20 protein-coding genes are annotated in these 24,701 nt (G+C 70.2%); 18 read left to right on the forward strand and 2 right to left on the reverse strand.

Translation table 11 applies throughout. The features are described 5' to 3' along the window. Positions 1–45 precede the first annotated feature (45 nt). The 14 genes from BST11_RS08000 to BST11_RS08065 are packed head-to-tail and all read left to right on the forward strand — an operon-like array spanning position 46 to position 16,600. Positions 46–840, forward strand: a complete 795-nt coding sequence (locus BST11_RS08000) for a glycosyltransferase family protein (RefSeq protein ID WP_083137394.1) — start codon at positions 46–48, stop codon at positions 838–840. Further along, complete coding sequence (locus BST11_RS08005; RefSeq protein ID WP_083137395.1) at positions 837–1,499, forward strand: PIG-L deacetylase family protein; 663 nt, start codon at positions 837–839, stop codon at positions 1,497–1,499. Before BST11_RS08000 ends, BST11_RS08005 begins: the two co-directional genes overlap by 4 nt. Positions 1,500–1,520: 21 nt before the next feature. Next, positions 1,521–2,564 (forward strand): NAD-dependent epimerase/dehydratase family protein, encoded by a 1,044-nt coding sequence (locus BST11_RS08010; RefSeq protein ID WP_083137396.1) that lies wholly within the window; start codon positions 1,521–1,523, stop codon positions 2,562–2,564. Next, positions 2,564–3,118: a dTDP-4-dehydrorhamnose 3,5-epimerase gene (rfbC, locus tag BST11_RS08015; RefSeq protein ID WP_083137397.1), complete on the forward strand. Its 555-nt coding sequence runs from the start codon at positions 2,564–2,566 to the stop codon at positions 3,116–3,118. The genes BST11_RS08010 and rfbC overlap by 1 nt, the downstream gene beginning before the upstream one ends. Positions 3,119–3,156: 38 nt before the next feature. Continuing rightward, positions 3,157–3,996 carry a WecB/TagA/CpsF family glycosyltransferase gene (locus BST11_RS08020; RefSeq protein WP_244897568.1) on the forward strand — a complete coding sequence of 280 codons (840 nt, stop codon included), beginning with the start codon at positions 3,157–3,159 and terminating at the stop codon, positions 3,994–3,996. A gap of 17 nt (positions 3,997–4,013) precedes the next feature. Continuing rightward, entirely contained in the window at positions 4,014–5,519 is a 1,506-nt protein-coding gene (locus BST11_RS08025; RefSeq protein ID WP_083137399.1) for a sugar transferase, read from the forward strand. Continuing rightward, the gene (locus BST11_RS08030; RefSeq protein ID WP_083137400.1) at positions 5,519–7,003 is read left to right on the forward strand and encodes a flippase; all 1,485 of its coding nucleotides are present in this window, start codon (positions 5,519–5,521) and stop codon (positions 7,001–7,003) included. Before BST11_RS08025 ends, BST11_RS08030 begins: the two co-directional genes overlap by 1 nt. Beyond that, a complete protein-coding gene (locus tag BST11_RS08035; protein WP_083137401.1) occupies positions 7,000–9,048 on the forward strand; it encodes a glycosyltransferase in 2,049 nt (682 codons plus the stop codon). Before BST11_RS08030 ends, BST11_RS08035 begins: the two co-directional genes overlap by 4 nt. Continuing rightward, positions 9,045–10,280 (forward strand): class I SAM-dependent methyltransferase, encoded by a 1,236-nt coding sequence (locus tag BST11_RS08040; RefSeq protein ID WP_083137402.1) that lies wholly within the window; start codon positions 9,045–9,047, stop codon positions 10,278–10,280. Before BST11_RS08035 ends, BST11_RS08040 begins: the two co-directional genes overlap by 4 nt. After that, positions 10,277–11,386 (forward strand): class I SAM-dependent methyltransferase, encoded by a 1,110-nt coding sequence (locus BST11_RS08045; RefSeq protein ID WP_083137403.1) that lies wholly within the window; start codon positions 10,277–10,279, stop codon positions 11,384–11,386. The genes BST11_RS08040 and BST11_RS08045 overlap by 4 nt, the downstream gene beginning before the upstream one ends. Beyond that, entirely contained in the window at positions 11,383–12,498 is a 1,116-nt protein-coding gene (locus BST11_RS08050) for a glycosyltransferase family 4 protein (protein ID WP_083137404.1), read from the forward strand. The genes BST11_RS08045 and BST11_RS08050 overlap by 4 nt, the downstream gene beginning before the upstream one ends. A 3-nt stretch (positions 12,499–12,501) precedes the next feature. Continuing rightward, on the forward strand, positions 12,502–14,013 hold the full coding sequence (locus BST11_RS08055) for a tyrosine-protein kinase domain-containing protein (RefSeq protein ID WP_083137405.1): 1,512 nt from the start codon (positions 12,502–12,504) through the stop codon (positions 14,011–14,013). After that, entirely contained in the window at positions 14,010–15,494 is a 1,485-nt protein-coding gene (locus BST11_RS08060) for an O-antigen ligase family protein (protein ID WP_083137406.1), read from the forward strand. The genes BST11_RS08055 and BST11_RS08060 overlap by 4 nt, the downstream gene beginning before the upstream one ends. Then, positions 15,491–16,600: a glycosyltransferase family 4 protein gene (locus BST11_RS08065; RefSeq protein ID WP_244897569.1), complete on the forward strand. Its 1,110-nt coding sequence runs from the start codon at positions 15,491–15,493 to the stop codon at positions 16,598–16,600. Before BST11_RS08060 ends, BST11_RS08065 begins: the two co-directional genes overlap by 4 nt. Here BST11_RS08065 and BST11_RS08070 read toward each other — a convergent pair. Beyond that, a complete protein-coding gene (locus BST11_RS08070) occupies positions 16,583–18,268 on the reverse strand; it encodes a hypothetical protein (protein WP_083137464.1) in 1,686 nt (561 codons plus the stop codon). The genes BST11_RS08065 and BST11_RS08070 overlap by 18 nt on opposite strands. Before the next feature lie 10 nt (positions 18,269–18,278). After that, on the reverse strand, positions 18,279–20,144 hold the full coding sequence (locus BST11_RS08075; protein WP_083137407.1) for a putative bifunctional diguanylate cyclase/phosphodiesterase: 1,866 nt from the start codon (positions 20,142–20,144) through the stop codon (positions 18,279–18,281). A 214-nt stretch (positions 20,145–20,358) separates the two neighbouring features. Between BST11_RS08075 and BST11_RS08080 the strand changes: the two genes are divergently transcribed. From BST11_RS08080 to BST11_RS08095, 4 genes are all read left to right on the forward strand, one after another. Further along, entirely contained in the window at positions 20,359–21,162 is an 804-nt protein-coding gene (locus BST11_RS08080) for an FkbM family methyltransferase (RefSeq protein WP_083137408.1), read from the forward strand. 101 nt (positions 21,163–21,263) lie between these two features. After that, positions 21,264–22,454, forward strand: coding sequence for an NAD(P)/FAD-dependent oxidoreductase (locus tag BST11_RS08085; RefSeq protein WP_083137409.1), 1,191 nt, complete (start codon positions 21,264–21,266; stop codon positions 22,452–22,454). Then, positions 22,451–23,362 (forward strand): RNA polymerase sigma-70 factor, encoded by a 912-nt coding sequence (locus BST11_RS08090; RefSeq protein WP_083137410.1) that lies wholly within the window; start codon positions 22,451–22,453, stop codon positions 23,360–23,362. The genes BST11_RS08085 and BST11_RS08090 overlap by 4 nt, the downstream gene beginning before the upstream one ends. Before the next feature lie 16 nt (positions 23,363–23,378). After that, positions 23,379–24,641, forward strand: a complete 1,263-nt coding sequence (locus BST11_RS08095; protein ID WP_083137411.1) for an aminodeoxychorismate synthase component I — start codon at positions 23,379–23,381, stop codon at positions 24,639–24,641. Positions 24,642–24,701 lie beyond the last annotated feature (60 nt).

A 24,701-nucleotide genomic window follows, 5' to 3' on the forward strand; every position in this document is an offset into this window, starting at 1 on the left:
GGGTGCGTCGCGTACCGCAGTCCGCCACACGAAGGGGTCGGTGTCATGAAAGTCGTGCTTTTCTGCGGTGGTTACGGCATGCGGATGCGCACCGCCGAGGGCGACCTCGTCCCCAAACCCCTGCAGATGGTCGGCCCCCGGCCGCTCCTGTGGCACGTGATGCGCTACTACGCCCACTACGGTCACAAGGACTTCATCCTGTGCCTGGGTTACGGCCAGTCGATGGTCAAGGACTTCTTCCTCAACTACCGCGAGATGGAGTCCAACGACTTCGTCATGCGCTCCGGGCAGATCGAGCTGCTCGACTCCGACATGTCCGACTGGACCATCACCTTCGTCGACACCGGGCTGGAGTCCCCGATCGGCGAGCGGCTGCGGCGGGTGCGCAAGTACATCGGCGGCGACCGATACTTCCTCGCCAACTACGCCGACGTGCTGACCGACGCTCCGCTGGACGCGATGATCGACCGGTTGCGGACCAGCGGCGCCGCGGCCTCCATGCTGATCGTGCCGCCGCAGTCGTCCTTCCACTGCGTCGATGTCAGCGCCGACGGCGACATCAAAGAGATCGCCCCCATCGCCAAGTTCCCGATCTGGGTGAACGGCGGCTATTTCGTGCTGACCCAGGAGGTGTTCGACCTCATTCCCGAAAACGGGGACCTCGTCGGCGACGCCTGCATGAGTCTCGCCGGCAGCGGACGGCTGCTGGGGTATCAGCACCACGGCTTCTGGAAACCGGCCGACACGTTCAAGGAGCGCGCGGAGCTCGACGCCGACTACAACGCGGGCAACCGCCCGTGGATGGTGTGGGAGCAGCCCGTCGCGAGACGTTCGGCATGATCCCGCTGCACACCGGCGCGATCGGTTCGATCGCCGCCATCGGGGCGCACTGCGACGACATCGCGATCGGCGCCGGCGCGACGCTGCTGCAAATCGCCCGGCACAACCCCGGTCTCGTCGTGCACGCCCTCGTGCTGACCGGCGCCGGCACCGAGCGCGAGGTCGAGGAGAAGAACGCATTCGCAGCGCTGTTCCCGCACGCCGACGTGCGGTTGACGGTCGCCGACCTGCCCGACGGCCACCTGCCGGAGCATTGGGGCGCCGTCAAGCGCCAGCTCGCCCGGTTCCGCGGCCAGTGCGAGCCCGACCTGGTCCTCGGTCCGCAACGACACGACTACCACCAGGACCACCGCGCGGTCGCCGAGCTCATCCCGACCGAGTTCCGCGCGCACCTGGTGTTGGGCTACGAGATCCTCAAGTGGGAGTCCGACTTGCCCAATCCGGCTCTCTACGTGGACATTCCAAGCAAACTGGCCCGCAAGAAGGCGCAGCTGCTCGCGGAGTCGTATCCGTCCCAATCGGGCCGTGACTGGTTCGACGACGAAGCGTTCCTCGGCCTGATGCGGATCCGCGGCGTGCAGTCGCGGGCCCGCTACGCCGAGGCCTACACGGTCGAAAAGGCGTCGCTGCGTCCGTTCGGCGAACGTTCACACCACTGACAGGGCCGGAGGGACCACGCCATGCGAGTGCTTGTCACCGGCACGGAAGGCTACCTGGGTTGCCTTCTCGCACCGCTGCTTTTGGCCGACGGCCACGAAGTCGTGGGTCTGGACACCGGCTACTACCGGGCCGGCTGGCTGTGCCCGGGCGCGATCGCGGACGCCCCGCATGGGGTCGCGCCGCTCACCCTCATCAAGGACATTCGCGACGTCACCGCCGCCGACCTGCGCGGGTTCGACGCGATCGTGCACATGGCCGAGCTGAGCAACGATCCGATCGGTGACTTGATCGGCGACGTGACCTTTGAGGTAAACCATCGCGGCAGTGTGCATCTGGCCGAGTGTGCCAGGCGCGCCGGCGTCGACCGGTTCATCTACATGTCCTCGTGCAGTGTGTACGGGATCGCCGAAGGCACGGTCGACGAGACCAGCCCCGTCAACCCGCTGACCCCGTACGCCAAATGCAAAGCCCTGGTCGAGCGGGACCTCGGCGCGATGGCCGGCGACGACTTCTCCCCGGTATTCCTGCGCAACGCAACGGCATTCGGCGCCTCACCGAGGATGCGGTTCGACATCGTCCTGAACAACCTGGCCGGCCTCGCATGGACCGAACACCGCATCGCGATGACCAGCGACGGCACGCCGTGGCGCCCCCTGGTCCACGCTCTTGACATAGCCCAGGCCATTCGTTGCGCGCTGCGCGCCGACCGGCAGGCCGTGCACAACCTCGTGGTCAACGTCGGCAGCGACGAAAACAACCGCACGGTGCGCGAGATCGCGGAGACGGTCAACGCCGAATTCCCCGGGTGTGAGCTCAGTTTCGGCCCGCCCAACGCCGACACCCGCAGCTACCGCGTCGCATTCGGCAAGATCCGCGAGGTGTTCCCCGATTTCCGCGCGGCGTGGGACGTCGCGGCCGGGGCCGCGCAACTGCACCGCGTGTTCCAAACGATCGCAATGGAACCCGAGACGTTCCACGGCCGCGGCCATACCCGCCTCAAGCAAATCGAATACCTGCTCAAGACGGGGCAGGTCGACGACCGACTGTTCTGGAAGGAGACGTAGTGAAGTACACGCCCACGAGCGTCGCCGGGGTGACGATCATCGACATCGAGCCCCATCGCGACCATCGCGGCTTCTTCTCTCGATCCTTCTGCGCCGACGAATTCGCGACCCACGGCCTGATTTCCGAAGTGGCACAAACGAGCATCTGCTTCAACCACACCCGCGGGACGGTGCGCGGCCTGCACCGCCAGGCCCCGCCGCACGCGGAGGCAAAGCTGGTGCGGTGCGTGCGCGGTGCGATCGTCGACGTCGCCGTCGACGTCCGCCCCGAGTCGCAGACCTACGGCAAGCACGTGATGGTCGAGCTCAGCGCGGACAACCGCCGGGCGCTGTTCCTGCCCCCATACGTCGCCCACGGATTTCAGACCCTGACCGACGACGCCGAGGTCCTGTACCAGATCAGCGGCCCCTACGCCCCGCACAGCGAGGAGGGATTCCGCTGGGACGACACCGAATTCGGCATCGAGTGGCCGCTGCCGGTGACCGTCGTGTCGGAGAAGGACGCCAGCTGGCCCTACCTGGAGGAGGCGGCGGCCGGGAGCGGGGCGTCATGACGTCGCCTGGCCCGACAGTAGGGCATCTGGGATAGGCCATGAGGGTGTCAGGAGTTCCGGTGCGGATGGTCGTCAGCGGCAGCGTCGTAGAGCGCTGCGACACCGACGAAGTGCTGTCGATCATCGCGACCCGGCTGCGCTCGCGGTCGCCCGGCCTGGCGGTGGGCTCGGTCAACCTCGACCACCTGCACCACTTCCGCACCCTGGGTGAGGCCCCCACGGGCCGGATCGAGTGGCTGCTGCTGGCCGACGGCATGCCGATCGCGTGGCGCGGGCAGCTGCTGACCGCGAAGCCGTGGCCCCGGGTCACCGGCGCCGACCTGCTGCCCGAGGTCCTCGCGCTGGCGGAGTCGACGGGCCGGCGGGTCGGCTTTTTCGGCGGCAGCGTCGAGACCCACCGCCTGCTGGCGCAGCGCCTGCGGGCGCGCTACCCCGCGCTCGTGGTCTCGGGAATGTGGGCGCCCGACCCGGCCCACATCGAATCGTCTTCCGAGGCTCTCGTCGCCGACATCCGCGTGGCCGGCACCGACATCCTGGTGGTCAGCCTGGGCAAGCCGCGCCAGGAGCAGTGGATCGACCGGCACGGCTTCGCCACCGGGGCAAAGGTTTTCCTGCCGAGCGGCGGCGCCATCGACTTCCTGGCCGGCATGACCCGCCGGGCGCCGCGGTGGATGCAGCGCGTCGGGCTGGAGTGGTTCTACCGGCTGACGCGCGAACCCCGGCGGCTGGCGCGCCGGTACCTGGTGCAGGGCCCGCTCGCGCTGCTGCGCGCGTCACGGGCGCAGCTCATCTGCTATCCCGGCGTCTACTACGCCGGGACACCGTCGGTCGAGGTCTCCGAAACCCTTCCCGTCGCAGTCGAATCGGCGAGCGCGTAGGCGAGGGACCGACCACGATGACGACGACGCTTCGAGCCGGAACCGCGCTCACGGCGCTGCCCGCGCCCCCGCTGCCACGGGCGCGGGCCAGGGTCGCCTCCCGCTGGCAACACCGGTACTCGGCGCGTCTGCGCATCACCGACGCGGCGATCGTCTGCGCCGCGGTCGCCCTCGCCCAGTTGGTGAGGTTCGGCGACGCGCCGAACACATCCGGGTACCCGGGCCAGTTGATGACGCTGTTCTCGGCCCTCTTTGCGGCGCTGTGGCTTTCGTCCCTGTCGATGTTCCAAACGAGGTCGACCCGGATCATCGGCGCCGGGATCGATGAGTACCGCCGCATTGCCAGCGCGTCGTTCTGGACGTTCGGGTTCATCGCCATCGTCACGCTGCTCGCCAAGATCGACCTGGCGCGCGGCTATCTGGCGGTCGCGCTGCCCGCCGGCACCGTCGGGCTGCTGGCCAGCCGCAACCTGTGGCGCAAGCACGTCTGGCGCAAACGCAGGCACGGCGAATACCAGACCATGGTGCTGGCGATCGGCGACCGGCGGGGCGTTTCGCACCTGGCCCGCGAGCTGATCCGCAACCCCAACGACGGCTACGTGGTGGTCGGCGTATGCATCCCCGGATACGGGCCACCCCGGGGCGAAACGCTGACGGTCCAGGGCCGCAAGATCGCCATCCTCGGCGACGAGGCCGCGGCGGTGGCCGCGATCGCCGAGTGCGGCGCAGACACGGTGGCGGTGACGCGCACCGAACATTTCGGCGTGCACGGGATCCGGGACCTGATGTGGCGGCTGGAGACGATGGACGTCGACCTCGTGGTGTCCCCGGGGATGGTCGACGTCGCCGGGGCGCGGCTGACCCTCAAGCCGATCGCGGGCTTTCCGCTGCTGCATGTCCAGAAGCCGCAATACGAAGGGACGCAACGGTTTCAGAAGCGAGCCTTCGACTTCTGCTTTTCGCTGGCCGCGCTCGTCGGGACGTCCCCGCTGCTCGTCGCGGCGGCCGTCGGGATCAAGGCCACCAGCAAGGGGCCGGTCTTCTACCGCGCCGAGCGCATCGGCCTGGACGGCAGGCCCTTCACGATGCTCAAGTTCCGGACCATGGTCGACGGCGCCGACACCCAGGTCGACAGCCTGCTGCCGCTCAACGAGGGTGCCGGCGGCGTGCTGTTCAAAATCCGGCAGGACCCACGGGTCACGGCCGTCGGGAAGGTCCTTCGCCGATTCAGCATCGACGAGCTGCCGCAGTTCATCAACGTGCTCAAGCAGGACATGAGCGTCGTCGGACCGCGGCCCCCGTTGCGGCGGGAGGTCGAGAACTACGACGGCGAGGTCAAGCGGCGACTGCTGGTGAAGCCGGGGGTGACCGGCCTGTGGCAGGTCAGCGGCCGCTCGGACCTGTCCTGGGAGGACTCGGTGCGGCTCGACCTGTCCTATGTCGACAACTGGTCGATGGCCGGCGACCTGGTGATCATCGCGCGGACCCTCAAGGCCGTACTGACCAGCGACGGGGCCTACTGATGGGAAGCGAAGCGGTGATCGAGCAGGCCCGGTCGTCGCTGGCTCCGGGCGCCCCCTCGGTGCCGCGGTCGCGGATCGCGCACGCGTTCTCCGTCCAGCTGATCTGCCGGGCGCTGGGGATGGTGGCCTCGGTGGTCTCGGTCGCGATGACCGCCCGCTACCTCGGCCCGGGCCGCTACGGCCAGCTGACCATCGCGGTCGCCTTCGTCGGAATGTGGGCCAGCCTGGCCGATCTCGGCATCGGCACCGTAATCGTGCGCCGTGTCACGTCGGGCACCGGCGACCTGGAGCGCCTCGTTCGAGTCAACAGCGGCCTGTCGCTGGTCTACTGCCTGCCGCTTGCGGCGCTCGCGGCGGGTTCGGGCCTGCTGCTCTACCGCGACGGTGACGTGCGGCTGATGCTCGTGGTGCTGTCGGGCCAGCTGCTGATGCTGACGATGACGACGCGCTTCGAGCCGGTTTTCCTTTCCACCGTGCGCTTTTCGGCCGTGGCCGTGTCCGACGTCGCCGGCCGGCTGGGCACGCTGTCGATGGTGAGCTACCTCGTCGCCATGCACGCCGACGTCATCTGGTTCGCGGTCGCCCAGCTCATACCGCCGGCCCTGCAGCTGCTGATCCAGGGCACCGCGGCGGCCCGGCACATCTCCCTGCGACCGATCTTCGCGCCCCGCGAAGTCGCGGACCTGTTGCGGGAGAGCGCATTTCCGATCGGCGTGGCCGTGCTCGGCGTGCTGTACTGGCGTGCCGACGGTGTCATCCTGTCGAAGGTGAGCACGCATGCCGAAGTCGGGGTCTACGGGCTGGCCTACACCGTCGCGTTCAACACCCTGGTGGTCTCGATGTTCTTTCTCAAGGCGACGCTGTCGACGGCCACCGAACTGTTCTCGCGCGACGTCGCCGCGTTCGCCGGCTTCCTGCGCCGCTGCGTTGAGCTGATGTACTTCGTCGGCGTCCCGGTGGCCCTCATCGGCGCGCTGCTGTCGCGACCGCTGATCGAATTGTTCGGCGACCGGGATTTCGTCGAGCGTGGCGCGCCGACCCTGGCGATGCTGTTCGTCGCGGTGGCACTGCGTTTCGTCACCGGCACGCTCGGTCAGGCGCTCTTCGCGTGCCACCACCAGAAGTTCCTTTTCCGGCTCTCGATCGCGACGCTGGCGTGCAACGTCGCGCTGAACCTGGTGCTGGACGGGCGATTCGGCGCGGTGGGAGCCGGGCTCGCGCTGGTGGGCACCGAGTTGTTCGGGATGGTGGTGGCCAGCTGGTGGCTGCGCCGCGTATGCGGCTACCGCACGCCGGTGGCATTCCTGGTTCGGCTGCTCGCGCCCACCGGGGCCTGCGTCGCGCTGGCGCTGCTGCTGTCCGGGCACCACGTGGTGGCGATCGTGGCGGCGGCCGCTGGGGCGTACCTGCTCACCAGCGCGGCGATCGGGCCGTTCACCTGGTCGACCTTGACCGCGCTTCTCAAGAAACAGGTGGTGACGTGACAACGGACGTGGATCGGACGTATCTGAAGCGGCCGGTCAACGGCACGGCGCCGCTGCCGTCGCAGCGGCCGCTGGCGGTGCTGATCGTGACCTACAAGAGCCATGACCTCGTGGAGCACTGCCTGGCCAGCGTCGCCGAACACCTGCCCGGCCTGCCGGTGTACGTCTACGAGAACAGCGGCGAGGCGTACCCCGGCCGCGAGGAGCTGGCCGCGCGGCACCCCGACGTCCACTGGGTGCTGGGCCCGGTCAACCTCGGCTTCGGCGCCGCCTTCAATGCGCTGGTGGAGCACGCACCCGCCGACACGGACCTGTTGCTCCTGAACGCCGACACCCGCCTGCAGGGACCGCTGAGCCGCACCAGGGAGTTACTCCGCCGGCCAGGGGTGGCCGCGGTCTCGCCGTTGATTCGCGACGACGGCGCGCCCGGCCCGGCCCGGTGGGACGTCGCGACGCGCCGCCGGACCCTGTGCCGGGCGCTGGTGGCCTCCGCCGGCCACTCCAATTCGCTTCGTGGTACGCCGATATCGCACCTCTACGCCCGTCAGCCGACCGAGTCGCAGAACATCGACGGCTACTTGGGCGGTGCGTGCCTGGCGATAAGCCGCGCCGCCTGGAACCAGGTCGGCGGCATGGACGAGGAGTTCTTTCTCTTCGGCGAGGAGACCGATTGGCAGGAGCGCGCCAAGGCGGCGGGTTGGCGCATTCTGCTCGCCGACGAGCTCGAGATCGAGCATGGCAATCCCGCGGCGGCTGCCGAGGGAGGCGAACCCGACTCGGCGCACGGCGCGCCGGTGTCCACCGCCGAACGCCAGCGCAACCGCGACCTGTTGCGCGCCAACATAGCGCTGCTGCTGGAACGCCGATACGGCGTTCACCGTGCGGACGTTTACCTTGCCGGCACGACCGTGCTGGACCGGCTGCAGCGCTCCAAGAAAGACGCGCGAAGGCGATACACCGCGGGCAGGCGCACGGGCAAGCCATCGATCGTGATCACTACCAACCGCCTGGTCTACGGCGGCGCCGAACGCCAAAAGACCTTGTTGGCAGCCGAATTGGACCGCCGCGGTTACCCGGTCACCATCGTCTGCATGCAGCGGTTCGGGCCATTGATCAGGGAGATCCCGCACACGGTGCGAGTGGTGCGCCAGCCGTGGTGGGCGCCTTCGGTCGACCTGCCCGAGGGCGAGGCGATACTGATCAGTGGTGACACCAACACCGAAACCGGATTCGCGACGTTGTGGCGGGCGGCCGCCGGTGGGCGCCGCTGGCTGGTCGCCCCCCACGTCCCACCGGAAACCGACCGGGCCATCTATTCGCGACCCCTTGCCGCCGCGATGAGTCGTTCGGACGGATTTATCGTTCTGGCCCAACGGCAGTGGGAGATGTTGAATGTGCATCATCGGCTCAAGGGACGTCTCTTCGTCGCGCCCAATGGCGTCCTGGTGACCGACGGTCCGGGTCACCGGGCGCGCAAACCGGGCGAGCCGCCGCACTTGGTGATGCTTTCCCGCATCGTCGAGCACAAGAACCCCCATCTGCTGATCGAGGCGCTCGCCGGCCTGACCGACATGCCCTGGAAACTCTCGATATTCGGTGACGGCCCGGACCGGGAACGCCTGCAGGCGCGCACGCCCGCCGAGTTGCGCGACCGCGTGCTGTGGCGCGGATGGTCGGCCGGGCCGGGTCCCGCGTTGGCCGACGCGGACCTGCTCTGCGTGCCCAGCCGCTCCGAGGCGTTCCCGCTCGTCATTCTGGAGGCGATGGCACGGGGGGTTCCCGTCGCGGCGTCAGCGACTTGCGCCGTGCCGGAAATGCTCGACTTCGGCAGGGCGGGGTTCGTGGTCGAGCCTTTTTCGGTGGCGGAATGGCGAGGCCGATTGGCGGAGATTCTCGGCAACCCCGACGCGCTTCCGGCGATCGGACGGCGCGGCTACGAGCGCGCGCACGCGCATTACACGGTGCAGGCCATGGCCGACGCGTACGTCGAGGCGATTGATGCGATGATCTCCGGCCAGCGACACGACGGATCGGGAGCCCGATGAATTGCCGCTTGTGTGACTCTGATCGACTGCTCAGCGTCCTGGACCTCGGCGCGACTCCGCCATGCGAAAAGATCCTCGCCGCCGACGAACTCGACCTGCCGGAGACGACCTATCCCCTACACCTCCGCCTGTGCGAGGACTGCCTGCTGCTGCAGATACCCGCGCTCATCACCCCGGAGGAGACCTTCACCGAATACGCCTACTACTCCTCATATTCGGACAGTTGGGTGCAACACGCGAAGGACTTCGTCGGCGGAGCCACCCAGCGGCTCGGGCTGGGCTCCGGCTCGCGGGTGGTGGAAGTCGCCAGCAACGACGGCTACCTGCTTCAGCACTTCGTCGCCGCGGGGGTCCCGTGCCTGGGAATCGAGCCGTCGGAAAACGTGGGCGGCGCCGCCCGGGAGCGCAATGTCCCAACCCTGACGGCGTTTCTCGACGAGGAGGTCGCGGCGAAGGTCCGTAACGAACACGGGCCGGCCGACCTGGTCATCGCCAACAACGTCTACGCGCACATCCCGGATCTGCGGGGCTTCACCCGGTCCCTGCGGATACTCATGGACGACGACGGCTGGTTGAGCATCGAGGTGCACCATGCGCTGAACTTGGTGCGGCTGGGACAATTCGACACTATCTATCACGAGCACTTCCAGTACTACACGTTGTTTTCGGCGATCGGCGCGCTGGCCACGGCCGGGCTGGCCGTCGTCGACGTCGAACTGCTGCCCACTCACGGCGGATCGCTTCGCATCTGGGCGCGCTCGGCGGAGATCGCCGGACGACCCTCCGAGCGGGTGGAAAAGGTGATGCGCGCCGAACAGGACGCGGGGCTGCACCATGTCGACGGTTATCTGCGGCTTCAGTCAAAAACCGAGGCCATCCGGCACGAGCTGCTGGGCTTCCTGCTGCGGTGCCGCGCCGAAGGCAAGCGGGTGGTCGGCTACGGCGCACCGGGCAAGGGCAACACCCTGCTGAACTACTGCGGGATCCGTAGCGATCTGCTGGAATACACGGTCGATCGAAACCCGTACAAGCACGATCACTTCACACCGGGCGCGCGGATCCCGATCCACGAACCGGGACGGATCGCCACCGACCGCCCCGACGTCGTCCTCGCGCTGCCCTGGAATCTGGAAGCCGAGCTGACCGAGCAACTCGGCTACATCGCCGAGTGGGGCGGCCAGTTGGTGTTTCCTCTTCCGACCCTGCACGCGGTGGCCGGCGGTGCGCCATGAGCATCTGTCGCGGCTGCGGCGGGACGGAACTGTGCCGGGTACTGGACCTGGGAAGCGTACCGGCCGCCGACAACTTTCCGCTGGCGGAAGAGCCGATCAGCCCAATGGAGTCCGCGCATCCACTCGCGATGGATCTGTGCACGGGGTGCGGTCTTGCCCAGCTCGCGACCGACGACACGAGCGCCGAGGAACCCCGGGGCATTGAACCACTTGCCTTGCGCGAGCAGGCCGCTGACGCCGTACAACGGGTAGCGGATGCGGGCTGGCTGCGCGGCGCCACCGTGCGTGAATTCGGCAGCCCGCACGGCGGGACGTGGTTGCCGCTGCTCGAGCCGCGCGGATTCGCCGAAGCCGGGCGCGCCGGGTCGGTGTGCGATGTCGTGCTCGACTCGTTCGGCATGATGCACGAGCCGGACCAGCGGCTGGCATTCGCGCGCCGCGCGCGGGCCACTGCGCCGGATGGCGTGCTGCTGCTGCAATTTCACTCGCTGTTGACGATCGTCGGCCAGGGGCAATGGAGCGCGTTGCGCCACGGCCACTTCGCGTACTACTCGCTGACCGCGCTGGCCGGGCTGCTCGCCGCGGCCGGCATGAGCGTGGCCTCGGCGTGGGAGTTCGACCTCTATGGCGGCACGGTGCTGGTCGCCGCCGTGCACGGCCCTGCCGAGCCCGATCAACGCGCCAGGGCCATCCTGGCGCGCGAGCACGACTCGGGCATCACCGATCCCACTGCGGTGCGCCGCCTGCAGTGCGCGGCCGAGCGTCACGCGGCCCGCCTGCGCGACTGGCTCGTGGCGCAAGCGGCCGTCGGACAAACCGTCTACGGCTACGGCGCCGGCTCACGTGTACCGTCGCTGTTCACCATCGCCGGCGTCGACCGCCGTCTCGTGCGGGCGGTGGCCGACGCGTCACCGGCAAAACGGGGCCGCCGCATTCCCGGGACCGACGTCGCCATCATCTCCCCCGAACAGCTGATCGCGGCCCAGCCCGATCGGGTCATGCTGACGCTGCCGGACCTCTACGACGAGGTCCGCCGGGCGTATCCGCAACTCGACGGGCGCTGGTGGCTCGACCCCGGCGCCAACGCGGGCGGGGCAGGGCTATGAATCCGATTCGGGTGCTTTGGCTTTCGCCGTGGATGCGGCCGCTGGCGCGCGTGCAGGCCGAGGCGCTGCGGCAGCGAGGGGCCGACGTGCTGTTGGTGACCTCCGACCAGCACCCCGAATCCGACACCGCCCGCGACTACGAGCTGGTGCTCGACCCGCGGTTCCGCACGGCCGGGACGTGGCCGTCCAGCTTCGCCGCCTGGCGCCGCATCCGGGGGTACCGGCCGGACGTGGTGATCGCCGAGCTGGTGCGCGATCCGCGGTGGATCGCCCTGGCCGGCAACGCGCCGCGCGTGCAGCTGGTGCACGACGACGGGCCGCACGACGCCGGTGAGCAGCGGCCGGCCTACGAGCGCGCGGTCTTCGACCGCTGGGGTGCCCACTCGGCGGCGACGGTGGTCTACAGCGACTACGTCGCGGCCGCCGTGAGCACCCGCCGGGACGTGGACGGAACTCCGGTGCATGTGCTGCCGCTCACGAGCGACCTCGACCTGGGGCTGGTTCCGCCGCCGGTCGGCGCCGGGGGGCGCCGCGATTTCGTGATGGTGGGCCGGCTCAACCCCTACAAGAACATCGACGTGGTGCTGCAGGCGTGGCGCCGCCACGTCGACGGCGCCGGTTGGCGCGGTGACGACCTGGTGCTCATCGGCGACGGGCCGATCGGCCTCGGAAGCGCTCAATTGCCGCCGCACGTGCGGTGGCGTTCCGGCGCGTACCGCTACGCCGACGTCGTCGAGATACTCTCGGCGGCAAAGGGTTCCGTCGTCCACTACCGCCGGGCCTCGCAGAGCGGGGTGCAGGTGCTCAGCATGCAGCTGGGGGTGATGCCGATCGTCTCCACCGTCGGCGCGCTGCCCGAGTACCAGCCGCCGGGCGGCCCGGTGGTCGGCGTCGACGACGTCGCGGGCCTGGCCGCCGCATTCGACACCCTGGCCGATCCGACCGTGGCGGCGCGCCGCGGGGCCGAGGCGGCGCGCCACTACGCACAGCGATTCAGCGTCGACGAAGTCGCGGACCGTCTGTTCGATGTCCTGGCCGAGGTGCTGGTCACGCGCCCGCCGTTCGGCGCGCGTGAACTCGAGAGCGCCGCGCGGCGCCGAGAAAGGTTTTAGCCCATGGATTTCCGCACGTTTGTCCGGACGCTGGCGGCGCACTGGAAGCTGTTCGCCGGCGCCCTGCTGGCCTGTCTGGCCGGGGCCGCCGCCGTCACCGCGTTCCAGACCAAGAGCTACCAGTCGGCGGCGACCGTCCTCATCTCGTTCTCCGGGGAGACCGACCTCGCCCAGGTGTACTCGGGAACGCAGGCCGTCCAGGAGCGGCTGTCGTCGTACGCGGCGATCGCCGGTGGACACACGGTGGCCGAGCGCGCGGTCAAGCAGTTCCACCTGCCCGTCAGCGCCGACCTCCTCGCCAGCGAGACCCACGTGGAATACACCGCCAAGTCGACCCTGCTCAGCATCTCCGTCACCGACACCGACCCCAATCGTGCTGCGGCACTGGCGAAGGCGATGGCCGATACGTTCGCCGGGATGGTCGGCACCCTCGGGGTGGCCCCCCGCGATCCGGTCGCGCTGGTGAGTAGCGGACCGCCCCAGGCCCCCGCCCCCCAGGCACCCGCACCGACCGACGCCGACGGCCAGACCGATGCCGACACGCCGCCGCTGCCGGACCCGCAGGTGCCGCCGCAGGTGTCCCCCACCGGACTGCCGCAGCCGTCGCCCAGCCTGCCCGTGGCCCGGGCCACGGTGATCGAGCAGCCCGGCGTCCCGGATAGCCCCATCAAGCCGGTGCCGGCACGCAACATGGCCATGGGCCTGGCCGCCGGCCTGCTCCTGGGAACGGGGGTGGCGTTGACGCGAGAGGCCGCCGACCGCACCGTGCGCGACCGCGCGAAGCTGGAACGGCTCTCAGAGTTGCCGACCCTGGCCGAACTGCCCGGAAAGCGCGGCACCGCACCGCGGTTCGGCACGAACATCTCGTTCGACGACGCGGTCCGCGGCCTGCGTGCGCGGCTGCTGCGCGCGATGGGAGCGGGAACGCGCCGCGTCCTGCTGACCGCGCCGTTCGGCGGCGAGGGAACGACGACGACGGCGGTGAACCTGGCGCGGGCGTTCGCCGAATCCGGCGAAGAGGCCCTGCTCGTCGAGGGCGACACGCGCCGGCCGGTGGTCGCCGGCCTGCTCAAGGTCGACTCCGGCGAGGGGCTGGCCCACGCCCTGTCCGACCCCGGCATCGCGACGCAAGCCGTCAAGCCGACGTCGATTCCGCGGCTGTTCGTCCTGGCGTCGCGCTATGTGCGCCGGGACACGCTGCCCAGCAGCGCCTACCTGCCGGAGGTGCTCGACAAGGTGCTGGACGACGTGTCGGCCGCCTTCGACCGCACGGTGGTCGACGGGCCACCCGTGCTGGCGACGGCCGACTCCGGCCTGCTGGCCGGGGCGGTGCAGGCCACGGTGTTGGTGGTCCGGGCGGGGCGCACCACCGAGGACGAGCTGCGCGACGCGTTGATCGCGTTGCGCGCGGCGGGCGCCGACGTCGTCGGCACCGTGCTGACCGACGCCCGGATGCCCCGGCACGCGCGGGCGTCGGCGCGGACCTACCGCGCAAAGGTGGGCCGCTCGGCGTGATCCTGTACCTGCGGAGTCGGCACCGACTCGCGATGTCGGGGGCCATCCTGGCGGTATTCACGTTGGGGTGCTTCGTCTTCGGCGTGCTGTCCGTGCGCAACACCACCCAGGGCGTGATGTTGATCGGCGCGACGTTCTGCGTGATCGTGTACTGGACCAAGCGCGAGGCCATGATCTGGGTCGGACTCTTCTTGGCCTTCGCGTCGCTGCCCCAGGGCCTGCCACCCGGCAAAGTCATTGGCCCGGTGGCGATCTACGGCCACCACGTGCCGTTGTTCCTGGCGATCTGCTACCTGATCCCGGTCGTGCGGCCGCGGCTCGTCGACTACGCGCTGCCGCTGTTGTTCACCTCGACGGTCGTGTACTTCACCGCCGTCGGGTTCGCGACGGGACACAACCCCCGGTCGATCATCCACGAAGCGACGTTTTTGCTCGAGATGGTCGCCGGGTTCATCCTCGCGCTGCTGATCGTGTACGGCGAGTACATGAAGGGCGTCGTGCAGGCGATCGCCCTGACCCTGTGGATCTCGGCGGGCCTGTCCGTGTTGTGTTCGTTGCACGTCCTCCGGCTGGCCGGCCGGGCGGAGAGCCTCGACGGCACGGCCGGCGCCGCGGCCACCAGGGTGATCACCAATACCCTCACCCCGTCCATCGCCGTGCTTACGGTGCTGGTCGCCGCCGGCATCGTCGGCCGCGTCAGGCCCCTGACGTTTCTCGTATATGCCCCGCCCGCCCTGATCATTTCGATGCTCGCGTTCTCCCGCAACACCCTCATCTGCGTCGGTGTGGCCGCGGCCGTCGCCTTCGTCACCACCCTGAGTTGGTCGTCCCTGCGCCGCGCGACCAGGCTGACCGTCGCCGCCTCGGTGATCCTGGCGGTGGCGGTGCCCGGCGCCCTGTTCTTGCTGCAGCACTCGACGGCCGGGGAGTGGCTCGGCGGCCAGATCGCCGGGTTCAGCCACCGCGTGCTGGGCGGCGTGTCCAAGCAGGCACTCGCCGTCGACTCCTCGACGCTGGCCAGGTTGGCCGAGGACGGCAACCTCGACCGTGCGATCGCCCAGGCGCCGGTGTTCGGTCACGGGCTCGGCTACGCCTACCAGCAGCCGTTCGGCAACGACCCGGACGAGTTCACCAACACGCTTGGCACCACCTACGCGCACAACTTCTACCTGTGGTGGCTGGCCAAGGCGGGCGCGGTGGGCATGGCCGCGTTCGCGTCGTTCGCGCTCCTCCCGCTGGGCCGCGCGCTGCGCAGCGCATCGGCGCCGGCGAAGGTCGCCGTCGCGGTCAGCGTCGGCCTGCTGGTGATGTGCATCGTCGACCCGCTGCCCGAGGACCCGGCCAACGCGCTGACCCTGGGCCTGTCGCTGGGCGCGGCCTGGGCCTTCGCCCGCCCGCGACGCCGGCCCGGGCCCGCGGCGTCCGCCGCCGCGCCCGCCCCGCCGGCCCACACCCGGCCGCTGGTGGGGGCGCCGCGGTGAGCCCAGGGCGAGGGCCGGTGCGCGTGCTGGTGGTGGGGCCGGCGCCGGCCGCGGCACACAGCCGTGGCGGCATGGCGACGGTGGCCGCCTTGATGGCGGCGCATCCCGACGAACGGATCCGCGTCACGGTGGTGCCCACCTACGTCGACGGATCGCGCTGGGCGAAGCTTCTCGTGGGCGTGCGCGGAATGCTGTGCGCCAGTTGGCTGCTGCTGCGCGGCCGCGCCGACGTGTTGCACGTGAACCTGGCCCACGGCGGCAGCGTGCTGCGCAAAGCGGCGCCGTTGTGGGCGGCGCGGCGCGCGGGCGTGCCCGCGGTGGTGCACGGGCACAGCTTCGACTTCGGTGGCTGGTTCGACCGGCTGTCGACGCCGGCCCGGGCGGTGGCGCGCCGCATGCTGGTCGCCGATCGCTGGCTGGTGCTGGGCGAGCGCCACGTCGAAGAATACGCGAGCCGGCTGGGGCTGGACCGTCACCGAATCAGCCCGCTGCACAACGCCGTCCGGATCCCCGCGGCGGGGGTGTCGCAGCGGGATGTCCAGACGGTGCACGCCGTGGCGCTGGGCCGCATGGGCGCGCGCAAGGGCAGCTACGACATCGTCTCGGCCGTGGGCGCGCTCGAGGCGACGGTGCGCGACCGGCTGCGGGTGACGCTGGCCGGCGACGGCGACACCGGCGGGGTGCGCGCCGCGGTGGCCGCGGCGGGACTGGGCGCGACGATTCACGTGGCCGGCTGGCTGGACCCCACCGCGCGCGACGAACTATTGGGCGCCGCACACGTTTTCCTGCTGCCCAGCAGGGACGAGGGGCTGCCGATGGCGCTGCTGGAGGCCATGGCGTACGGGTTGGCGCCGGTGACCACGACCGTAGGCAGCATCGGCGAGGCCATCAGCGGCGGGGCCACCGGCATGGTGGTGCAACCGGGATCGCCGGAGCAGATCGCCGACGCGCTCACCGCCCTCGTCACCGACGACACCCTGCGGGCGCGGCTGGGCGCCGCCGCCCGCGAGCGTGCCGCCGACTTCGGGCTTACCCGCTGGTACGAATCGCTGGCCGGGCTGTGGACCGCCCAAGCCGGACGCGACAGGTCACTTGCCGTTGGCTGACGTCGTCGAGTCGCGCGGGATGTCCAGCGTCGCGATCGGATACAGACCCGCGGGGTCGCGGCCGTCGCGGGCCAGCGCCATGGGCGCGTAGTTCACCACGTGCGATGCGTCCGGCTTGTGCTGCTGCCAGTCCACGGACGCGCGCAGCGTGTAGTGCCCCGGCGCCAGGCCCGCCAGGTCGATGCGCACCGTCTCGGTCGACGACGCCGGCACCGCCTCCTCGCGCGAGGAACTGGTGTCGTCGTGCACCAGGGTCTTGAGGTTGACCGTCGCGGGCAGGCTGCGGACCACCGCTCCGGAGAAGTCGACCAGTTTGTAGCCGGGCGCCCAGTGTTCGGTGGCCGCCGCCGACCCGTAGTTCGTCCACACCGCCGATATCGTCGCCACCTTGCCCTGTACCGACTGGGAGCCCGGCCGCGCCTCGACCGAGTACCGGTAGCCCGCCGAGGTATTGGCCCGGGCCCACAGCAGAAACAGGCCCGGATCCATCGCCGAGGTGGAGTCGCGGTCGGCGAAGTTGGCGCTCGACGTCATCGACACGTGGTACTTGACGACGTCGTGCAGGCCCTTCTCGTAATAGGAGCGCGGGTCGTTACCGCTGGACAACTGGCACCACTCGGTGATCACCGGCGCCGAGGCCAGCCGCTGCTTGATCGCATTCACCAGGGCGTCGTTCTTTCGCACATAGTAGGAATCGTTGGACTCGGCCCACGCCGGCAGTGGCGCCTGGACACCGAGGCAGTCCGAACGGATACCCACCGGCGCCGATAGCCTCTTGGTCACGTTGTCGGCCAGCAGCTCGCGCACGATCTCCGGATTCTGCGGGGTGGTCACCAATTGCGTGTGGGGGAACGCGGCGACGTTCGCGGCGACCAGCTGGTGGATGGCGTCGGTGGTGATGCTCTGGTCGCGGAACTGGCTGTAATAGCCCAGGATTCGCTCGCTGTCGTCGGGTGCGGGGCCGGGCGCGTTCAGCACGTCACGCAGGTACGCGACGTGGTTCTCGCTGAAGTCCCCGTACCCGGAGAACTCGAAGACGCTCAGCCGCTCGTCGCCGTCGTAGCGGCGGCCCAGCGCGGCGAGCAGCTGCCCGAACGCGTTGAGGTAGTTGGGGTCGTTCCAGTTCGGCACCACCTGCGTCACCCCGGGCGTCGGACTGTTCGGCGGCGACGAATAGTCGGTGGTGGCACCCGGAGTGGCGCGCACCCAGTCGGGCACCGCGATGTTGGTGTTGTTCGGATAGGAGGCGTTGCAGCACGAGTTGTAAGCGAGCACGCGCAGGGTCAGCCGCATGTTGCGGTTGCCCAGCTTCGTCAGCGCGTCGTCGATCACGCTGAAGTCGAACTTGCGATCGTCGGGCGCGTCGGGCGGCAGCGTGCGCGGATCGACCGGCTGCAGCTGCCGCCACGACACCCGCAGGCTGGCGTCGTAGGAGGCGGGCCACGCCGGATAGCGCTGCTGCGCCGGATTGCCTTGCGGGAACAGCGGAACCAGCAGGTCCTCGTACTGGCCACGCAGCGGGTTGGGGATTTCCTGGACGGCGGACGGGATGGCCGGAAAGACCATCGCCGACAGCGGGCCCGGGTTCGGGTGGCCACCGCACCCGTTCAGCAGCACCGCCGTGCACGCGACGACGACCGCCGTGCCCTTTTTTGTTGATCGAAGCATGGTCACCGGGTCAGATCGCACCTAACGACAACGCCTCGCGGTCGGCGAGGAAGGGCATCGGCATCCACCGGGCGGCCAGCAGCGCCTCCATCGCGTTGCCGGGCACCGGCCGTGACAGCAGGAAGCCCTGCGCGCGATGGCACCCGTGCTGCATCAAAGTCAGTGCGGCGGCCGGGGTTTCGACTCCCTCGGCGACCAATTGCAGGCCGAAGGCCTCGGCCAGGCCGATGATCGCCCGGACGATGGCCAGGTCGCCGGCGTTGGTGCCCAGGTCGCGAACGAACCCGGTGTCGATCTTGAGCATGTCGACCGGGAGCGACTTCAGATGCGACAGAACCGCGTAGCCGGTGCCGAAGTCGTCGATGGCAATCTGGACCCCGACCTCCTTGAGCTCGGCCAGGGTCTTGCGGGTGGTTTCGATGTCGTGCACCACGGCCCGTTCGGTGATCTCCAGGCACACCGACCCGCCGTCGATGCCGAACTCCTCGATGGTGTCGGCGACGCTGCGCACGAAACCGCGCGTGATCAATTGGATCGGCGACACATTGATGCGCAGGATCGCGCTCTGCCCAACACCATTGGCGCGCCACCGGCTGAATTCGGCGCAGGCGCTTCGCATCACCCACCGGCCCAGCTCCCCGGCGAGGTTGGTCGACTCGGCCACCCCGATGAACGAGTCCGGCAGCAGCAGCCCCCAGATCGGGTGCCGCCACCGCACCAGTGCCTCCGCGGCCACGATGGCCCCGGTCCACAGGTCGACCTCGGGCAGGTAATGCAGCAGCAGCGCCTCGCTGTCGATGTCGCCCTGCAGGTGCAGCTCGATGTCGTTGCGGAAGGCGCTTTTCAGCGACATGTCATCGGTGGACAACGCGACCTGGTTGCCGCCGCCGCGCTTGGCGGTCAGTACGGCCTCGTCGGCCCGCCGCAGCAGGTCGGTGCTGTTGTCCCGCCCCGGCATGCCCACTGCCAGCCCGATGCTCACGGTGCGGGTGATCATGTGCCCGCCGATGGCCAGGCGCTCACGCAGCATCGCCCCCAGGCGGCGGGCGAACGACTCCGCGGTGCCCGTCGACATGGGTGGGTCCGGGATGACGACGAACTCGTCGCCGCCCAGCCGCGCGATCATGCTGTGACTGCCCGCGCACACCCGAATGCGTTGCGCGAACACCCGGATGAACCAGTCCCCCGCGGTGTGGCCGAGGTAATCGTTGATCGGCTTGAGCCGGTCCAGGTCGAGGTACAGGACGGCGACGGGGCCGGGGCTTCCGGGCGCGAGCCTTTCGGCCAGGTGCGCCACCAGCGCGCGCCTGTTGTACAGGCCGGTCAGGTCGTCGTGCTCGGCCAGGTAGCGCAGCTTTTCCTCGGCCGCGATGCGGGCCTGCAACTGCGCGAAGAGCGCGGCGACCGCCTCCAGCGTGTTGATCTCTTCCTGCTTCCACTTGCGGGCGCCGTTCTTGACGAAACCAAGGACGCCCGTGGTGATCTCGCCCGAGACCAGCGGCGCGGCCGCCACCGACGGCGACGTGGGCTGCTTGGGCCCCCCGAGCCGGCGCGCCAGCGCCCGGTTGTTCTGCTCCGGCCGGATCACGACCGGCTTCCTGCCGTGTTCGCACTGCGCGAGCACCGGGTCGGCGCTGGTGAAGTGGACGACGGCCAGCGGGTCCGGGTCGGGAACGTCGGCGCGCGGCGGCCACTCGGCGACCAGCACCGAAGCGCGGATGTCGTGGTCGTGGTGGCGCAGGAAGCTGGCGTCGAGGTCGAACTGCTCGACGAGTTGCGCGAGCACCCGTTCGCTCACCTGGGTCGCCGTGGATCCCGTGGCCTTCATCAGCTGGGTGGCCACCGAGGTGACGACGAGATCCAGGCTGCGAGGCAAGGACTCCTCCGGTGGGGGCACAGGTCCAGCTGGGCTCGGCTTTTTGGGGCCCAATCAGGAAAATTCGGCTTCCAGCTTGCTTGGTCGCATCCGGCCCGGGGCAGGTCACGAATTCGTGGGAAGCGTATCATGTGCGACCCGGCGAAGCCCCGCCCGAACGGGACCACGACCACACACCCAAGACGCCCCGACGATGAAGGCGAGACCACCGCAGATGGCTGTCGCAAGCTCGGCGAAACGTTGGCTCGCGCCGGCGGCAAAGACGTTGGCGCCGCGCCTGTTCTGGCGGCGCAAGTACGGCATCCTGCAACGGCTCGGCGAATCGCGACCTGACGTGCAATTGGTTGCGTCGCTGTGCGATCCCGACCGCGTCTCGCTGGACATCGGGGCCGACGTCGGCGAGTTCACGATCGCGATGCTGGCGTCATCGCGGTCGGTGATCGCGTTCGAACCCCGGCCGGCCCAGGCCCGCGATCTGGCGACGATGTTCGGCGCGGTCGGCGCCGCGGTGCGGGTGGAAGCCGTTGCCCTCTCGGACAAGCCCGGCGTGACGACCATGCGGGTGGTCGAATCCGACCCGGGCCGCAGCACCATCGACTCCGACAACAGCCTCGACGGCGGCCTCGGCGAAGCCGGGGGCGCGATCCAGAGCATCGACGTGCCGGTCAAGCGCCTCGACGATCTGCAGCTCGACGACGTCGGCCTGGTCAAGATCGACGTCGAGGGCCACGAATTGGCCGTATTGCGCGGTGCGACAGACACACTCACGCGCAACCGGGCGGCCATCGTGGTGGAGGCCGAGGAGCGCCACCACCCCAATGCCGTCGCCGCGATCACCGAATTGCTGACCGGGCTGGGCTACGAGGGCTACTTCGACGGCGGCGACGGCCGCCGGCCGGTCGAGGAATTCGACGCGGCCCAACACCAGAACCCGGCCAACATCGGCGGCCGTGCGGACGGCTGGGCGGCCCGCGGCGTCTACGTCAACAACTTCGTCTTCGTCCCAACGGGCGCCTGACCGCTCGGCTACCGTGAGCCAGCTCACAGCCGCGGACTGTCACGCCCGCCCGCGCTGCGGTGTCTCAAGGGCACGAGCCCCGTGAGAGTAGGAGACAAGAAATGACCGAGCAGGCCGCCCCCAGAACCCACGTCGTCGTCGTCGGCGGCGGATACTCCGGAACCCTGGCCGCCAACGCCCTGCGGCAGCGCACCGACGCTGTGGCCATCACCCTGGTCAACCCGCGCCCGTTCTTCGTCGAGCGGATCCGCCTGCACCAACTGGCCGCCGACACCGGCGCGGCGATCGCCGACTACGACGCGCTGCTGGGCGACGAGATCGCGCTGGTCGTCGACACCGTCGAGCGCATCGAGGCCGCCGACCGGCGCCTGCGACTGGGCTCGGGCGCCGTCGTGGACTACGACTACCTGATCTACGCGGTCGGCAGTACCGGCGCCGCGCCGCGGGCCGTGCCCGGCGCGGACGAATTCGCGCACTCGGTGGCCGACCTGGAAAGCGCGCAGCGGCTGCGCTATGCCCTGGCCGACATTCCCCTGGCCATGCCCGTCACCGTCGTCGGCGGGGGGCTGACCGGCATCGAAACCGCGTCCGAGCTGGGCGAGCGGGGACGCCCCGTGACCCTGGTGTGCGGCGGCATCCTGGGCCCCTCGCTGAGCGACCGGGGCCGCCGCTCGGTGGGCAAGCAGCTGCGCAAGCTCGGCGTGAACGTGCTGGAATCCGGTGCCGTCGCCGAGGTGCGCTGGGATTCGGTGGTGCTCGCCGACGGCGTCGTGCTGCCCAGCGCGGCGACGGTGTGGACGGCGGGCTTCGCCGTGCCCGACCTGGCCGCGCGCAGCGGGCTAAGCACCGACGCGCTGGGTCGGCTGCTCACCGACGAGACGCTGACCAGCGTCGACGACCCGCGCATCGTCGCCGCGGGCGACGCGGCCGCGCCGTCGGGCCAGCCGCTGCGGATGAGCTGCCAGGCCGCCAGCCCGTTGGGTGCCCAGGCCGCCAACACCGTGCTCAGCCGCATCGCCGGGACCACGCCCGCCGCGATCGACCAGGCCTTCGCCGGGCAGTGCATCAGCCTGGGCCGCGCGCACGCCACCCTGCAGGTCGCCCGCCGCGACGACACCCCGATCAACGTGGCCGTCGGCGGTCGGCTGGCCGCGTTGGTCAAGGAGGCGGTGTGCAAGGGCACGCTGTGGTCCATCCGCCGCGAGGCGGCCAAGCCCGGCACGTACCTCTGGTACAAGGGCGGCAGGCGGCTCGCGCAGCAGCCGGCCGACGAGCAGGTCACCACGCCATGACGAACGCAACGCATCCGGGCGAGCACGCCGAACGGTTCACGCTGCTGCGGCCGCTGCTGTTCACGATCGCCTACGAGATTCTCGGCTCGGCGACCGAGGCCGACGACGTGCTGCAGGACAGCTACCTGCGGTGGGCGGCGGTGGACCTGTCGGCCGTGCGCGACACGAAGTCCTACCTGGCCCAGCTGGTCACCCGGCAGGCGCTCAACGCCCTGCGGGCCGACGCCCGCCGCCGCGAGGACTACGTGGGGCCCTGGCTGCCCGAGCCGCTGCTGCTGGACGACCAGGACCCGTCGGCCGATGTCGTTCTGGCGGAATCGGTTTCGATGGCGATGCTGGTGCTGCTGGAAACGCTGAGCCCCGACGAGCGGGCGGTGTTCGTGCTGCGCGAGGTGTTCGGCTTCGACTACGGCGAGATCGCCGAGGCGATCGGCAAACCGGCGCCGACCGTGCGCCAGGTCGCGCACCGCGCGCGCGAGCACGTGCGGGCGCGGCGCAAGCGCTTCGACACGGTCGACCCCGAACACAACGCCGAGATCACCGCCCAGTTCCTGGCGGCCGCGGCCGGCGGTGACGTCGAGGCGCTGATGTCGATGCTCGCGCCGGACGCCACCTGGACGGCCGACAGCGGCGGCATCGTCAGCGCCGCCCGCCGGCCGGTCGTCGGCGCGGAGAAGGTGGCCCGGGCGATCGCGGGGCTGATGCGGCGGGCCTCGGAAATGGCGACACTGCGCGTGGACACGGTGACCTGCAACAGCGCCCCGGCGGTGCTGCTCTACCTCGGCGAACGGCTCGAGGGGGTGATCACGCTCGAGATCGCCGAGGGCAAGATCACCAACTTCTACGTGATGCGCAACCCGCAGAAACTGGCGGCGCTGGCGACCGCCCGCGACATCAGCCGCGGGTGAGCGGCAGACTGGGGCGGTGCGAATCGAGCCGCTTGGCGACCTCGGCGCCGCGCCCGGGGTGCTGCGCGCCGTCGGCGACGCCGCCGCACGCCTCGAGCTGCCCCCGCCCGCCGCGCTGACCGGCGACTGGTTCGGGTCGCTGGCGGTGATCGCGCCCAGCCTGGCCGCCCGGCCCGTGGACCCCGCCGACGCGTTCGCGGTCCGGCAGGCCGCCGGGGGAATTGTCGAGCCCGATTCGGCGGCGGTGGGCGGCGGCTGGGTCGGCTACCTGTCCTACCCCGATCCCGGCGCCGACGGGCTGGGAAACCGCATCCCCGAGGCCGCCGGCGGCTGGACCGACTGCGTCCTGCGCCGCGACCGGGGCGGGCAGTGGTGGTACGAAAGCCTCTCCGGCGCGCCGCCACCCGACTGGCTGGCCGCCGCGCTGGCCGCCGGGCCGCCGCCGGCGCGCGAGTGCCGCATCGAGTGGGGCGCCGCCGACCGGGCGGCGCACCGCGACGGCGTCCTGGCCTGCCTGGAGGCCATTCGCGCCGGCGAGGTCTATCAGGCCTGCGTGTGCACCCAATTGAGCGGATCGGTGCGTGGGTCACCGCTGGACTTCTTCGTCGACGGCGTCGCGCGCACCGCGCCCGCCCGGGCGGCCCACGTCGCGGGGCCGTGGGGGGCGGTCGCGTCGCTGTCCCCCGAGCTTTTCCTGCGCCGCCGCGGCGCGGTCGTGACGTCCAGCCCGATCAAGGGCACGCTGCCGCTGGACGCCTGGCCGTCGGCGTTGCGGGCGTCGGCCAAGGACGTCGCCGAGAACATCATGATCGTGGACCTGGTCCGCAACGACCTCGGAAGGGTCGCCCTCGTGGGCACGGTCACCGTGCCCGAGCTGCTGGTGGTGCGCCGCGCGCCCGGCGTGTGGCACCTGGTCTCCACCGTCTCGGCCCGGGTGCCCACCGAGCTGCCGATGTCGGCGCTGCTGGACGCCACCTTCCCCCCGGCCTCGGTCACGGGAACACCCAAACACCGCGCGCGGCAACTCATTTCGCAATGGGAATACGGTCGTCGCGGAATATACTGCGGCACAGTCGGTTTGGCTTCCCCGATCGCCGGATGCGAGCTGAACGTCGCGATCCGCACCGTCGAGTTCGGCCCCGACGGCCGCGCCGTGCTGGGCGTGGGCGGCGGGATCACCGCCGATTCCGATCCCGACGCCGAATGGGAGGAATGCCTGCACAAGGCCGCCCCGATCGTCGGGACGGCGCCCCTCGCGGCCGCCGCTTCGGTCGGCTAAGGGCCGGGATCCGGGGCCATCCGTCGACGAATTTCGGTTAACCCCCCTCATGGCGCGCCC

Source organism: Mycobacterium alsense (assembly GCF_002086635.1).
In the GTDB taxonomy this organism is placed as follows: Bacteria; Actinomycetota; Actinomycetes; order Mycobacteriales; family Mycobacteriaceae; genus Mycobacterium; species Mycobacterium alsense.